Origin of the sequence: Yersinia sp. 2545 StPb PI (assembly GCF_052217125.1) — a bacterium.
Classification (GTDB): Bacteria; Pseudomonadota; Gammaproteobacteria; order Enterobacterales; family Enterobacteriaceae; genus Yersinia; species Yersinia enterocolitica_E.
On record NZ_JAZGPY010000001.1, the window covers coordinates 2,315,766 to 2,329,019 of the forward strand.

Here is a 13,254-nt window from a genome sequence, read left to right on the forward strand (position 1 = left end):
CGATGCAGAACCGCGTATCCACTTTGTCCGGCATAGCGTTATCCAGTCTGATACTCACCAGTTCATTGTTTACACCGAATGCTGTTGCTTCCGCCACTGGCTTATATGACCGTAGCGCCAAGGGAGATGTCACTCAATTTGGCGGGGCACGACGTTTGACCGGTGATCAGACACAGGCTCTTCGTGATTCGCTTTCCAATAAAACCGTAAAGAATGTCATTTTACTGATTGGCGATGGTATGGGCGATTCAGAAATCACCTCAGCACGTAACTATGCTATGGGGGCCGGTGGTTTCTTTAAAGGAATTGATGCGTTACCACTGACAGGGCAATACACGCACTACTCATTAGATAAGAAAACGCAAAAACCGGATTACGTGACTGACTCAGCTGCCTCCGCAACAGCTTGGTCCTCAGGTGTAAAAACGTATAACGGCGCGCTGGGTGTTGATGTGTTCGGAAAAGATCACGTCACCTTGTTGGAGTTAGCGAAGAAAGCCGGTAAAGCAACTGGTAACGTTTCAACTGCTGAACTGCAAGATGCCACTCCTGCGGCACAGTTTGCTCACGTAACTGGGCGAAAATGCTATGGCCCGGAGGAAACAAGCGAGAAGTGCAGTAGCAATGCGCTGGAAAAGGGTGGGCGCGGTTCAATTACTGAGCAGATGATTGCCGGGCGCGCGGATGTCACATTGGGTGGTGGCGCTAAATCATTCAGCCAAGTCGCTAAAGCCGGTGAATGGAAAGATAAATCTCTGCGTGAACAAGCCTTGGCTCGAGGTTATGTTATTGTCGAAAATCTTGACGATCTGAATGCAATAAAGCAGGCAGACCAACAAAAACCGCTATTAGGGTTATTTAGCCCAGGTAACATGCCAGTACGTTGGCAGGGGCCGAAAGCGTCTTATCATGGCAATTTAGATAAGCCGCCGGTAGTTTGTGAAAACAATGCCGAGCGTACTAAAGATATTCCAACCTTGGCAGTGATGACTGAAAAAGCAATTGACCTGCTGAAACATAACGAAAAAGGATTCTTCTTACAGGTTGAAGGGGCATCCATTGATAAACAAGACCATGCGGCGAATCCTTGTGGTCAGTTCGGTGAAACTGTCGATTTGGATGAAGCAGTACAAAAAGCACTGGAGTTTGCGCGTGCAGAAGGTAATACCTTGGTTATTGTGACGGCAGATCACGCGCATTCCAGTCAAATTATTGAAGCAGATGCAAAAGCTCCTGGCTTAACACAAGCGTTAACCACGAAAGATGGCGCAGTTATGGCGATAAGCTATGGCAACTCTGAAGATGATTCTCAAGGGCACACGGGTACCCAATTGCGCATAGCAGCTTACGGACCACATGCGGCAAATGTGGTTGGTCTAACAGACCAAACCGACCTGTTCTTTACCATGCGTGATGCTATGGCGATTAAATAAGTCACGATACACCTGTTACAGCACAATTCGCTGAATAATCCCGGTGCAATAATGGCCGGGATTTTTAGTTTCTGTTAGCTACGATTATATCCATCCTCTAAATATCACTGATTTACATTATCATTTCTTACCAATTGTTATAATAATAACATTTTAATTCATGCCAAACTCCTGTCTCTCCCATGCTGTGTACTTCAATTGCTGCGATCTTTGTCACACACATAACATTTGTCAGCTGATAATGTTATTGCAATAACATTGCGTGGTAAAAATTAGAATAAAGGGGTTAACAATGGATATTGCAGTAATTGGTTCCAACATGGTTGATCTGATCACTTATATTGATGAAATGCCGCAAGTCGGGGAAACATTGGAGGCACCGAATTTTGAAATTGGGTGCGGCGGTAAAGGGGCCAATCAGGCGGTTGCCGCTGCCAAGTTAGGTGCCAATGTGATGATGATCACTCGGGTTGGTGATGATCTATTTGCGGAAAATACCATAAGGAATCTACAAAAAGCTGGGGTTGATACCCAGTATGTAAAAGCAGTTACAGGGGCCTCGAGTGGTGTGGCTCCGATTTTCGTCGATAAATCATCACAAAATCGAATTTTGATTATCAAAGGCGCTAACAATCATTTGTTACCCGCGGATATCGATGCTGCTGCTGATGCGCTCAAAGCTTGCCAATTGATTATTCTACAACTCGAAATTCCGCTGGAAACGGTCTACGCCGCTATCGACTTTGCCCGCCAGCACCAGATTAAAGTCATTCTTAATCCAGCCCCCGCATCTAAAGCATTGGATATCGGCTATGCATGTCAGTGCGAGTTCTTTATGCCAAATGAAACTGAGCTCGCGATTCTGACCGGAATGCCAGTTGATAGTCTGGATAACATTTACCGTGCAGGGCGCAGCTTATTGGATAAAGGGTTACATAACCTGATCATTACTTTGGGGCATCGCGGCTCATTATGGATGCACGGTGAACACATTGACCATGTGCCACCGGTTAGTGTCCACGCCATCGACACCAGCGGCGCAGGTGATGCTTTCATTGGTTGTTTTGCTCATGAATATGTCCAGCACGGCAATATATTAAAAGCGATGGAAATGGCTTCTGCTTTTGCAGCCTACAGTGTCACAGGAAAGGGAACCCAACGTTCTTATCCTGATGCGTCGCAATTTATTGATTTTTTAAAGACCCTACACCAAGGAAAATAAAATGCGCCTTAATACCGTTCAACTGCCAGATGGCTATTTAAATAAAACACCGTTATTCCAATTTATTTTGCTTTCCTGCTTATTCCCGCTCTGGGGATGTGCAGCCAGTCTGAATGATATTTTAATTACTCAATTTAAAAGCGTATTTGCACTCAGTGATTTTGCCAGTGCACTGGTACAAAGTGCCTTTTATGGCGGTTATTTTCTGATTGCTATTCCTGCCTCTTTGGTCATCAAAAAAAGCAGCTACAAAGTTGCTATATTAACTGGGTTAACACTTTATATTATCGGATGTATGTTGTTTTATCCTGCTTCCCATATGGCAACATATACTATGTTTCTGGCCGCTATTTTTGCCATCGCTATTGGTTTAAGTTTCCTTGAAACTGCTGCTAATACCTACAGCTCCATGATTGGTCATAAAGACTATGCCACTTTACGGCTTAATATCAGCCAAACTTTCTACCCGATCGGTGCATTGATGGGGATAGTACTCGGTAAATACTTGGTATTTCAGGAAGGTGATAGTTTACACAACCAAATGGCCGCGATGACGCCAGATCAGATTCATGCTTTTCGTCTTACGATGTTAGAACATACATTGGAGCCTTATAAATATCTGATTTTCGTTCTGCTGCTGGTTATGCTGTTATTTGTTATTACTCGTTATCCTCATTGCAAACCACAAGGTGATAGCGGTAAAAAAGTGGTTTCACCGTCATTAAAAGAAACCTTGAAATATTTAGCTGGGAACAGTCGTTTTAAAAAAGGCATTGCGGCGCAGTTCCTCTATGTGGGTATGCAAGTCGCAGTATGGTCCTTTACGATTCGCCTGGCCTTAAACCTGGGCGCATCTAATGAACGAGATGCCTCGAACTTTATGATTTACAGTTTTATTTGCTTCTTCATTGGTAAGTTTGTGGCCAACTTCCTGATGACACGATTTAAAGCCGAAAAAGTGTTAATTGCCTATTCTATTTTAGGTGCATTAACGTTGCTTTATGTCGTAACCGTACCCAACTTTACGGCGGTATATGCAGCCGTATTTGTTAGCGTCTTGTTTGGGCCCTGCTGGGCGACTATCTATGCAGGCACCCTGGATACAGTAGACAACAAATATACCGAAGTGGCCGGGGCCATTATTGTGATGTCGATAGTGGGGGCTGCAGTGGTACCAGCATTACAAGGGTTTGTCTCTGACCATCTTGGTTCAATGCAACATGCATTTTTTGTCTCATTATTGTGTTTCGCCTATGTTGGTTTCTATTTTTGGGGTGAACTGCGCAATAAACAACGGACAAGTGCGGCAACATTGGCAAATAATGAGTCTTAATTGAACCGGGAGTAACAATAAATGACCGCCAAAATAACGCTAATCCGTGAACAGTTCAGTCTTCAGGAGCAAGAGATCTATAGCAGTAGTGATTTTACTGTTATCAGTTTTAAATATGCCTCAGGTATTGAAGCTCTGAAGATTGTTAATTCTCGTGGGTACCTGACCGTTTTACCTTATTACGGCCAAATGATTTGGGATGCGGAATTTGATGGGCATAACCTGAAAATGGAAAATATGTTCTCTCGACCTAAGCGTGGAGAGAACATTGTTGATACCTACGGTTGTTTTGCTTTCCATTCGGGTTTGCGCCGTAATGGTTGTCCATCGCCTGAGGACGACCATGTATTACACGGCGAGATGCCTTGTGCTGAAATGGACTACGCTTGGCTCCTTATTGACGGCGACACACTTGCCGTCACGGGCAGTGTGGAATATGTGAAAGGGTTCGGTGATCATTATTGCGCGCAACCGCTGGTTAGGCTCAGGGCCGGTAGTGCGCAGTTCGATATTGAGATGAAGGTGACTAACTTATCCAGTATGCCGATGCCTCTGCAATATATGTGTCATATGAATTACACCTATATTCCTGGGGCCACTTTCCGTCAAAACTTACCCGGTTCAGCACTGAAATTGCGTGAGACAGTACCGGCACATGTACACCCAACCCCGCAATGGTTGCACTACACCCAACAATTACGGGAAAGAACTCAGGGATTAACCGATTTAAATGAATCGGAGTTTTACGATCCAGAAATTGTATTTTTTGCCGATAATCTTGCACAATATGTTGATAATGCAGAATTCTTTATGTTGTCCCCGCAAGGGCATCGTTTTGTGACTCGTTTTTCCACCGCGCAGTTTAATTATGCTACTCGTTGGATTTTACATAATGGCGATCAAAAAGTGGCTGCATTTATTTTACCTGCAACCTGTCGCCCGGAAGGGTATTTGGCGGCGAAAGAAAAGGGGACGTTAATAATGCTATCCCCAGGAGAGAGCCGCCATTTCAGCGTGACCACCGGAGTGGTTTAATGTTGTATGCTGGCAGAGAATAGCTATGTTATTAGCGGGCAAGGACGCCCGCAGAGCCGTTAAGTAAATGCCAAACCACTGAAAACTAAATACGACCGTAAAAAGTCATTCTGGCTGTCTCGGATAGCGCAATATCGGGTTGAGCATTATAGGCTAACACTACCAGCATTCGTGTGATATTCCCTTGGGTCGGCGTGACCCGGTGAATCGCATTTCTTCCACGAAATAGCACTAAGTCCCCCGGTTCAATTTGCAATGTTTTAGGTGTGACCTGTTGGTTTAACAGTTGTTCCACTCCTGAGTAATTCATCTCTCCTTTATCGGCATCGCGCATCTCTTCAATATATTCAAAGACGCCACCCGCTTGCGGTTTTTGTACTAATAAGGTGATGGCGAATGATGAATTGTCAAAATGCCAACCTAACTCTTGGCCTTGACTGGCGTAGTGCAAGTTAATTGAAGAAAGTGAATCGGCGTAAGGGTAGAGTTGTTTTTCATCTAATACGGCACACAAGAAGTCTTGGAAATCTTGCGCATTGTACAGCGTTCGTAATGCGGAATCGGTAGGGATTTCTTCGTCAGTAATACAGCCTTTTGATGAAGTAACCAACCGATTACGGGGATGACCAGCAGGGAAGGCGGGATCGGTTTTGGTCAGATAAACATTATGCTGATTAGCGGCATAGTAAGCTCGATGCTTATGACTGACGCCTTCTTGTTTAATACTACTCAGTGCGCGGGGCTGCAAGAAGCCTGATAGTACCAAGGCGCCGTATGTTTCTAACGTGTTCTTGCACTGTGTGATGAACATGACATCGTTGATTGGGTTGGCTTCCATATTAATAATTTCGCTGAGCTGCTGCATATATCCTCCCAGTAATGCTAAATGTTGCTTGGTTTCTGTTCCTAACTGTATAGGATTAGTTGTAACTGGAATAACAATAAAACGTTACTGTTAGGTTAAGTTTGGCTATCGGTATCAATATAATGCGTTATGGATAAGGGGGGCTGTTATGAATAGTTTGAAGGCTGTTCGTTTGCCAAAGTTAACCGCCATTTTAGCATTCGAGACAGCCGCTAATACCGGCAGTCTGGCCAGTGCGGCGGCCCGGTTATCATTAACGCCAGCGGCGGTTAGCCAGCAAATACGTCAGTTAGAGCAACATCTGGGGATTCAATTATTTGCCCGTTCGAAATCAGGCGTTGAACTGACCTCGAAGGGCAGTGCCTATTTAGCTTATGTACAGCAGGCATTTGAAACATTACGGATGGCCCAACAGAGTATGGCGCGGGATAAAGGCAATATATCATTAAATATCTCAGCACTGCCCGCCCTGGCGAGTCGATGGCTTAATCCGCATCTCAAACAGTGGTTAGCCCAATATCCCGATGTGGATATTCGGATTCATGCTACTCACGGGGTGGTTGATTTCAACCGTACTGCGGCAGATTTTTACCTGGCTTTTGGTGATGAACATTATCCCCAACAAGAGAAAGAAATGCTATTTCAGGATTGGGTTTTTCCGGTTGCAAGCCCACTGCTATTAACTACCCCTTGGCTTGATGGCAAACACAACATTATCTACCCGATGATACATGTTGATTGGGGCAAAGAAGGGCAGTTCTTACCTGATTGGCATGAATGGCTGCTGTCAGCAAAACTAGATGAGTGTGTTCCCAACCGAGGGCCAATCTACAACTTAACCTCCATGGCAATTGATTCGGCCGTGGCGGGGAACGGTATTTTACTGGGCCAACAACATTTGATTAAAAAAGAATTAGATGAAGGGTGTTTAATTCAGTTGTCTGAACATAAATTACCCGTTACAAAACCTTATTATCTAATTTACCCCAAGCGAACCCTGGACAAACCAAGAGCGGTGGAGTTTATCCAATGGTTGCATAGTCTTTGCTAGCTGAATGCATAATCAACTGGCATAATTGATTTATTGTGCATTCTGGCCTGTTGTTATGGTGGGCAGATGCATTAAATTAAAACACTGACTTATTATTTAACCTGTAAATTGCACTTAAGTTAAATTTACAGGTTTTCTCTACGGCTTTTTGCCGTGGTTTATTTGTGTAAAAACCGTGTGTGAAAAGAGTTATTTATTAAAAATCGCCATTAAAGGCAGAATAAAAATTACTATTTTAAGATAGGGGCATATAAACCATCGTGGCGAAGAGAAAATCTACCGGTACCGGCTGGGTTATCCTACTAATAGTCGTTTTAGGGCTGATTACAGGTATCCCAAGAGAAGTGTGGATTGCACTGAGTGCGGCTATCTTATGCATGTATTTTGTCTGGCAAAATCTTAAAGGGACTAAGCGGTCTGTCGCCTCATCTATTAGCGCGGACATGCAGAAAACTGCAGCGATACCTGATCTTGGCGATTATCCTATTACCCCTTCACAGCTTGAACCCGAAAATAGCATTGAAGGTAGCAGCGCAAATCAGACCCCATCAGTTGATGAAATCAAGAAACCCGCGACTAAAAAACCCGAGACCTCGCGAGGATCTTTAGCCCGCGCTTCCTGGTTACGTCCTGGAGAGTTGGCGGTTGTGGCTGGAATAAATTTACCCGATGGCATGATTTACATTGGTAATAAATACAAAAGTAATCGCACTGGTGCGGAACCTGCATTTATTAACCCATCGATGGATGTGGCAGAACAAGAAATAGATATCTCCTTGCCGCGGATTGATAATGCGCCTGATTACTCGACATGTTCGCCGCAAGCGAGAAGAGCTTATTTACAATGGCTTGCAGATGGGCGTAAATCACCTACTGCGCATATTGGTTACGTCTTCCTATTCTTCTATGGTTTGGAACATCGGATTTTAATCGATGCTGCGATTGATCCGGTAGCGAAAAAAGAACTTCCTGTTCTTGAAGAAGAAATTAATCGCCTGCTAAATATTTATGGGAAAAATAACGCATTTAATCATTATGCGCAGAACTTGTTGGTTTATATATCTCGAGTGAATATAGAAGAGAAACTCTATCTATCTCCACCCCCATTAACCCGCGAGGCATCAACAGAACTTCCGTTGGCGCTACTGGTTGGTTTAGGGCAGTTGGCTGTCGACCAGCAACCTTTGCCTGCCACCTGGGCGCTCGCCTGGGGCGAGGCTGATCCGGCGATAAATCAGAATATCTCAATGGCACATTGTGCTGATATTTTCTCCTCACTTTTTCAGCAGCGTTATCGTGAGCAGTATGGAGACGGATTTTTATTACCCATAAATAAAACCAAGTTACTGATATTTTATCGCCCTGCATCTGCGGGATTAATGGGGCAAGAGTTCTTTCAGCAGATGGGGGAACTGCCGAATGTGGCTGTGTGTAAAGCGCATAGGGATAAACTGAGGCCAATATTTGAATCTTGCCAGCATGACCTGGATATCTATAACCGTTTTGCCAGTGTTAATCCAAAGAAAAAAATGTCACTGGAAGGGCAACTATTATTACCGATGCCGTTGTGGTCAGCAGCATTAAAAACAGAGTTAGAAAGTATCAAAGCGAGAGTGGGTTATGGTTTGTTGATGGTAACGCTGGATGAGCTTTTTCTTCGGCTCAGTACGGCGTGCGACACCAAGCCATTAGAGCGTTTATCCCGCAGTCAGGTTATGGCATTAACCTTTGCATTAGCATCACTGCAAGTGGGTATTGAACCTGATGTCAGAGCAGATAACCGCACACCTGTTTTGCAAGATACTGTGGCACTGTTCCCTATTGAGTCAATGGTGGCTGAATCTGCCACCTTTGCCGCATACCGCGTGACCATGCTTGCGGTGGAGTTGGCTTGCGCAGCGGTGATGATCGATGGGCGTATCGGTGAGCCAGAATCTATGATATTGACCCGACATATTGATGCCTGGAGTTATCTTAGCCCCGGTCAGCGTATGCGGTTGAAAGCTTATCTCCAACCCGGTATCAGGAAAAATAATACCCTGCTGGCCCTGAAAAATAATCTTGAGCCGCTCTCACTGGAGAACCGTCGGGCCATTGCTCGCTTTTTGGCACATTTGATTCAGGTAGAGGGAACCATTACGCCACCAGAAGTGAAATTTCTTGAGCGGGTATATAAGCGTTTTGCCTTAGACAGCAAATTGGTTTATAGCGTTCTTGATAGCCGTGCAACCCCGATGACACTGAGTCTGCCGTCTCAAGCCGCTGAAGTTATTAATGATACAGACCGTATTAATCTGTTAAAAAATGAAAGCCAGGAATTAGTGGTGTTGCTGGAGAGTCTGTTTGTTACTGAAAATACTGAGGTATCGACTCAGGAAGATATTAATCCACAATCAATAGCAGCAATTAGTGCTAATTTGCCCGATAGCATCGTGACTTTCTTGAAATTATTGATTTCCCGCGACTCTTGGGAAAGAGAAAAATTAGCAGATATCGCGTTAGATATGGAAATCAAAATTGACGACGCGCTGATTGAAATCAACCGCAAAGTATTATCGGCGTTTGATGCCCCCTTGGTAACCGGTGAAGAAGTTATCGCAATAAACCGTGATATATCGGCAGCACTATTAATATGATTAGCCAGGTATCGCCGCGGTGTAACTTGAGCTGAATGCTAATAATCGCTACCATAGCGCGCCTAATAATGTCAGAGAGATAGTCGTGATGAAATACCAATGGATACTGTTCGATGCGGATGAGACACTATTTCACTTTGATGCATATCAAGGGTTAAAGCTGATGTTTTCTCGCTTTAATGTGGATTTTTCCGTGCAGGATTTCGATTATTATCAATTGGTTAATAAACCGCTGTGGGTTGATTATCAAGATGGGAAAATATCCGCCAGCGAATTACAAAACACCCGTTTTGAGATGTGGGCAGAGAAACTGGGGGTGGCAGCTACTCGGTTGAACAGTGAGTTTTTAGTCGCCATGGCGGATATCTGTTCACTCCTACCGGGTGCCCGTGAGTTGGTTGATGCCTTGAGTGGTAAAGTGAATATGGGTATTATTACCAATGGTTTTACCGAGCTACAAACGATACGTTTGGAACGTACTGGTCTGAAAAATGTCTTTTCTCCGCTGATCATTTCTGAACAAGTCGGGGTGGCCAAACCGGATGTGGCTATATTTGAGCATGCTTTCAATTTAATGAATAACCCGGCCAAAGAGCATATTCTAATGGTGGGCGATAATCTGCATTCTGATATTCAGGGTGGTATTAATGCAGGGATAGATACTTGCTGGCTTAATATGCACGGCAGTGTACCGGATGATAATATTGCGCCTCGTTACCAAGTCAGTTCGCTGGCAGAGTTACAGAAATTACTCTTGGCCTAATTAACCTCCTATCTAATTTTAAAAGGCTGTTAACGGTATATTATCGATAACAGCCGGTTATCTATGCTCGTATATTAGTTGCAAATCTTGATTATATTAATTCTGAAGGAATGCCCGTAGCCACGGGGTGAGTGCAAGATTTTATTTTCAATAGATTTAAAGAGGAATTTTAAATATGACGTTACTTCGTAAAAACTATCCTCATCTTGCTAACCCTGCGGGGGCTTACGTTCATAGCGTGCAGCACAATGGATTGCTTTATATTTCAGGTATGACAGCGTTCGGTACCATTGCACAAGGGAGAGGTATGGCCGAACAAGCTACAGAGATTTTTCATCAAATCGCTAGTATTGTGCAGGCTGAAAATAGCAGTTTTGCTGATCTTATTAAGATAACGATTTTTGTGACGGACATTTCGCAGCTAAGTACCTTACGTGATGTTATGTATAAATTTTATGGTGCAAACTTGCCAGCCAGTTCTTTGGTTGAAGTTAAAGGTTTATTCTCACCTGAGATAAATATTGAGATAGAAACGCTATTTGCTATTAATCCAGCCTAAAATTGAGCTAGCCCGCACAGCCGCCAGTAAGCGGAAGTGCGGGTTTACAACTAAGGTCTGCCATCCAACGTAATTCAATGCTAGTGACAACGTCACCGCTGATTGGCAATTAAGTCTTCTACTTGGTCAAAAATAGGCATTTCAGGCCCGAAGCGGCGCACCTGGAGCACATCTTCCAGTTTCTCCAACTGGCTTATCATTTGCAGTAATCGCTGATCATCCAAGACTTGCAGCCAAATGCGACTTTCGTCACCGCCAGCCAACGGCATACACAAAATTCCCTCGACGTTAAATGCGCGCCGGGCAAATAGCCCGCAAATATGAGACATCACCCCGGGGTGATTGCGTACTGTGAGTAACAGTGTCACCTGCGCAGATGTCGATAGGTTTGGTGCTGGTTGTCCTGCCATTTGTTGAGTCGTCATATTACTCCCCTCCAATCATATCGATATTTGCAGCACCCGGTGGCACCATCGGATACACTTTTTCATCTACATCAATCAGTGCGTGGATCAATACTGGGCCTGGGCGGTTTAAGGCTTCATGCAAGGCAGCATAAGGGTCGCTGGCTGTGTTGAGGTCACATGTGGAGAAACCAAACCCTTCTGCGATATGGATGAAGTTTGTGCGATACGGGTAATCGGCTGCAAAAATACGTTTACCAAAGAACAGTTCCTGTTGCTGATGGACTAAACCCAATGATTGGTTATTCATCAAAATAATCTTAACGTTCAGCTGCTCTTCAGCGGCGGTCGCCATTTCCTGAATATTCATCATCAGGCTACCATCACCAGAAAAACACACTACTTTTGCCTCTGGTTTCGCCAGTGCTGCACCAATGGCAGCGGGCAGACCAAATCCCATGGTGCCCAGTCCGCCAGACGTTAACCACTGTCGCGGGCGATGCAACGGATAAGCCTGCGCTACCCACATTTGGTGTTGTCCCACATCAGTGGTAATGATGGTGTCATCATCCAGCGCTTCGGCCGCCGCACGAATCAAACCATAGTGGCACAGTGGGTTGGTGCTGTTGGGTTGATTGAACGGAAATTCGCGCTGCATATCACTGACGGTTGAGCGCCATTCGCTGCGTGAACGAGTTTCAACTAAAGGCAACAGGTGGGTTAATACCTGCTTAATGTCGGCATTCATCGCCAGGTGTGGTCGGCGGATTTTGCCTAATTCAGCCGGGTCAATATCAATATGAATGATGCTAGCATCAGGGCAGAATTGTTCTGCTTTTCCGATAGCACGATCATCAAATCTCGCCCCAAGTACGATCAATAAATCAGCTTGTTGCATGATCAGATTGGTTGAGCGTGCTGCATGCATTCCCAACATTCCCAAGGATAATGGGTGGTCAACGGGCATGGTACCCAGTGCCATTAATGTCATGGTAGTTGGCAGTCCAGCCTGTTCAGCCAGTTGTATTGCTTGTTGGTGTGCCTGCGAACTAACGATTCCTCCCCCCAGATAGAGCACAGGCCGTGCCGCACGGTTGATCATTTGAGCGGCGTGCGCGATAGCTTGTGGGTCTATTGGGCAAGGTTCATCGGCAACTCCTGGTAGCGGCAAACTCTCAAGCTCAATTTCTGCTGTTTGCACATCTTTGGGAATATCAATCCATACCGGACCGGGCCGCCCAGACTGGGCAATGCGAAATGCCGCCGGGATCACCCGGGACAATTCACTGATATCGCGAACCAAATAATTATGTTTGGTGATAGGTATCGATATGCCATAGGTATCAACCTCTTGAAAAGCATCGGTGCCAATCATTGAGGAGGAAACCTGACCTGTAATACACACGAGTGGAATAGAGTCGAGTTTGGCATCGGCAATTGCCGTGACCAGATTGGTTGCCCCAGGGCCGCTGGAGGCTAAGCAGACTGCGGTTTGGCCGGTGGCGCGGGCCATGCCTTGAGCCATAAAGCCAGCACCTTGTTCGTGTCGTGCCAGCACATGGCGAATAATACGGCTTTGCCCTAGAGCATCATACAACGGTAACGCTGCGCCGCCGGGAATGCCTGCGACCGTGGTAATACCTTGCTGCTCGAGCAAGCGAACTATTAGTTGGGCGCCTGTATAACGCATGGTTATATCCTTCATCAGGGCCGGCGGTTAACAGAGTGGGGCTAAAAAGAAACCCCGCTCGGCTGGCGCCGGCGGGGTTTGGGAATCTTTCTGGATTCGGTACCCGTTACGGCGCGCTGCCGACCACCACCACTAGCACGCGTACGACTACCACTGCGTTAACATACGCAGTATTTTGTAGACTGAAGGTGGCAGTGGAATAGTTCACGAGGTATCTCATCAATAAGTGTAATAAGCCTTAAAAGATAAACACGATTCGCCAA

The 13,254-nt window shown here is 45.2% G+C and carries 12 protein-coding genes; 8 read left to right on the forward strand and 4 right to left on the reverse strand.

Features of this window, described 5'->3' with window-relative positions; translation table 11 throughout:
* Positions 1-2: 2 nt before the first annotated feature.
* The 4 genes from phoA (at position 3) to V1955_RS10790 (ending at position 5,023) form a co-directional block, all read left to right on the forward strand.
* On the forward strand, positions 3-1,433 hold the full coding sequence (phoA, locus tag V1955_RS10775) for an alkaline phosphatase (protein WP_442820877.1): 1,431 nt from the start codon (positions 3-5) through the stop codon (positions 1,431-1,433).
* Between the two features lie 292 nt (positions 1,434-1,725).
* Positions 1,726-2,655 carry a ribokinase gene (gene rbsK, locus V1955_RS10780; protein ID WP_442820878.1) on the forward strand — a complete coding sequence of 310 codons (930 nt, stop codon included), beginning with the start codon at positions 1,726-1,728 and terminating at the stop codon, positions 2,653-2,655.
* Between the two features lies 1 nt (position 2,656).
* Entirely contained in the window at positions 2,657-3,988 is a 1,332-nt protein-coding gene (fucP, locus tag V1955_RS10785; RefSeq protein ID WP_372569205.1) for an L-fucose:H+ symporter permease, read from the forward strand.
* A 21-nt stretch (positions 3,989-4,009) separates the two neighbouring features.
* The gene (locus V1955_RS10790; protein ID WP_442820879.1) at positions 4,010-5,023 is read left to right on the forward strand and encodes an aldose 1-epimerase family protein; all 1,014 of its coding nucleotides are present in this window, start codon (positions 4,010-4,012) and stop codon (positions 5,021-5,023) included.
* Positions 5,024-5,108: 85 nt separating this feature from the next.
* On the opposite strand, the gene V1955_RS10795 is transcribed toward V1955_RS10790, so the two are convergent.
* Positions 5,109-5,888: a HalD/BesD family halogenase gene (locus tag V1955_RS10795; protein WP_083158811.1), complete on the reverse strand. Its 780-nt coding sequence runs from the start codon at positions 5,886-5,888 to the stop codon at positions 5,109-5,111.
* A 148-nt stretch (positions 5,889-6,036) separates the two neighbouring features.
* On the opposite strand from V1955_RS10795, the gene V1955_RS10800 reads away from it, so the two are divergent.
* From V1955_RS10800 to V1955_RS10815, 4 genes are all read left to right on the forward strand, one after another.
* A complete protein-coding gene (locus tag V1955_RS10800) occupies positions 6,037-6,939 on the forward strand; it encodes a LysR substrate-binding domain-containing protein (RefSeq protein ID WP_442820880.1) in 903 nt (300 codons plus the stop codon).
* Between the two features lie 260 nt (positions 6,940-7,199).
* Positions 7,200-9,575 (forward strand): TerB N-terminal domain-containing protein, encoded by a 2,376-nt coding sequence (locus V1955_RS10805; protein WP_442820881.1) that lies wholly within the window; start codon positions 7,200-7,202, stop codon positions 9,573-9,575.
* Positions 9,576-9,663: 88 nt separating this feature from the next.
* A complete protein-coding gene (gene yjjG / locus V1955_RS10810) occupies positions 9,664-10,338 on the forward strand; it encodes a pyrimidine 5'-nucleotidase (RefSeq protein WP_083158814.1) in 675 nt (224 codons plus the stop codon).
* Between the two features lie 175 nt (positions 10,339-10,513).
* Positions 10,514-10,897 carry a RidA family protein gene (locus V1955_RS10815; RefSeq protein ID WP_442820882.1) on the forward strand — a complete coding sequence of 128 codons (384 nt, stop codon included), beginning with the start codon at positions 10,514-10,516 and terminating at the stop codon, positions 10,895-10,897.
* Positions 10,898-10,989: 92 nt separating this feature from the next.
* On the opposite strand, the gene ilvN is transcribed toward V1955_RS10815, so the two are convergent.
* The 3 genes from ilvN to V1955_RS10830 form a co-directional block, all read right to left on the reverse strand.
* Positions 10,990-11,322: an acetolactate synthase small subunit gene (gene ilvN / locus V1955_RS10820; RefSeq protein ID WP_193784658.1), complete on the reverse strand. Its 333-nt coding sequence runs from the start codon at positions 11,320-11,322 to the stop codon at positions 10,990-10,992.
* A gap of 1 nt (position 11,323) precedes the next feature.
* Positions 11,324-12,991 (reverse strand): acetolactate synthase large subunit, encoded by a 1,668-nt coding sequence (gene ilvB, locus V1955_RS10825; protein WP_442820883.1) that lies wholly within the window; start codon positions 12,989-12,991, stop codon positions 11,324-11,326.
* A gap of 106 nt (positions 12,992-13,097) precedes the next feature.
* Positions 13,098-13,199, reverse strand: a complete 102-nt coding sequence (locus V1955_RS10830) for an ilvB operon leader peptide IvbL (protein ID WP_227746532.1) — start codon at positions 13,197-13,199, stop codon at positions 13,098-13,100.
* Positions 13,200-13,254: the final 55 nt, after the last annotated feature.

What these genes read in the sequence shown, in the direction of transcription:
- phoA (WP_442820877.1), top strand. Translation starts at nt 3, where the DNA reads ATGCAGAACCGCGTATCCACTTTGTCCGGCATAGCGTTATCCAGTCTG.
- rbsK (WP_442820878.1), top strand. Translation starts at nt 1,726, where the DNA reads ATGGATATTGCAGTAATTGGTTCCAACATGGTTGATCTGATCACTTAT.
- fucP (WP_372569205.1), top strand. Translation starts at nt 2,657, where the DNA reads ATGCGCCTTAATACCGTTCAACTGCCAGATGGCTATTTAAATAAAACA.
- V1955_RS10790 (WP_442820879.1), top strand. Translation starts at nt 4,010, where the DNA reads ATGACCGCCAAAATAACGCTAATCCGTGAACAGTTCAGTCTTCAGGAG.
- V1955_RS10795 (WP_083158811.1), bottom strand. Translation starts at nt 5,888, where the DNA reads ATGCAGCAGCTCAGCGAAATTATTAATATGGAAGCCAACCCAATCAAC.
- V1955_RS10800 (WP_442820880.1), top strand. Translation starts at nt 6,037, where the DNA reads ATGAATAGTTTGAAGGCTGTTCGTTTGCCAAAGTTAACCGCCATTTTA.
- yjjG (WP_083158814.1), top strand. Translation starts at nt 9,664, where the DNA reads ATGAAATACCAATGGATACTGTTCGATGCGGATGAGACACTATTTCAC.
- V1955_RS10815 (WP_442820882.1), top strand. Translation starts at nt 10,514, where the DNA reads ATGACGTTACTTCGTAAAAACTATCCTCATCTTGCTAACCCTGCGGGG.
- ilvN (WP_193784658.1), bottom strand. Translation starts at nt 11,322, where the DNA reads ATGACGACTCAACAAATGGCAGGACAACCAGCACCAAACCTATCGACA.
- ilvB (WP_442820883.1), bottom strand. Translation starts at nt 12,991, where the DNA reads ATGCGTTATACAGGCGCCCAACTAATAGTTCGCTTGCTCGAGCAGCAA.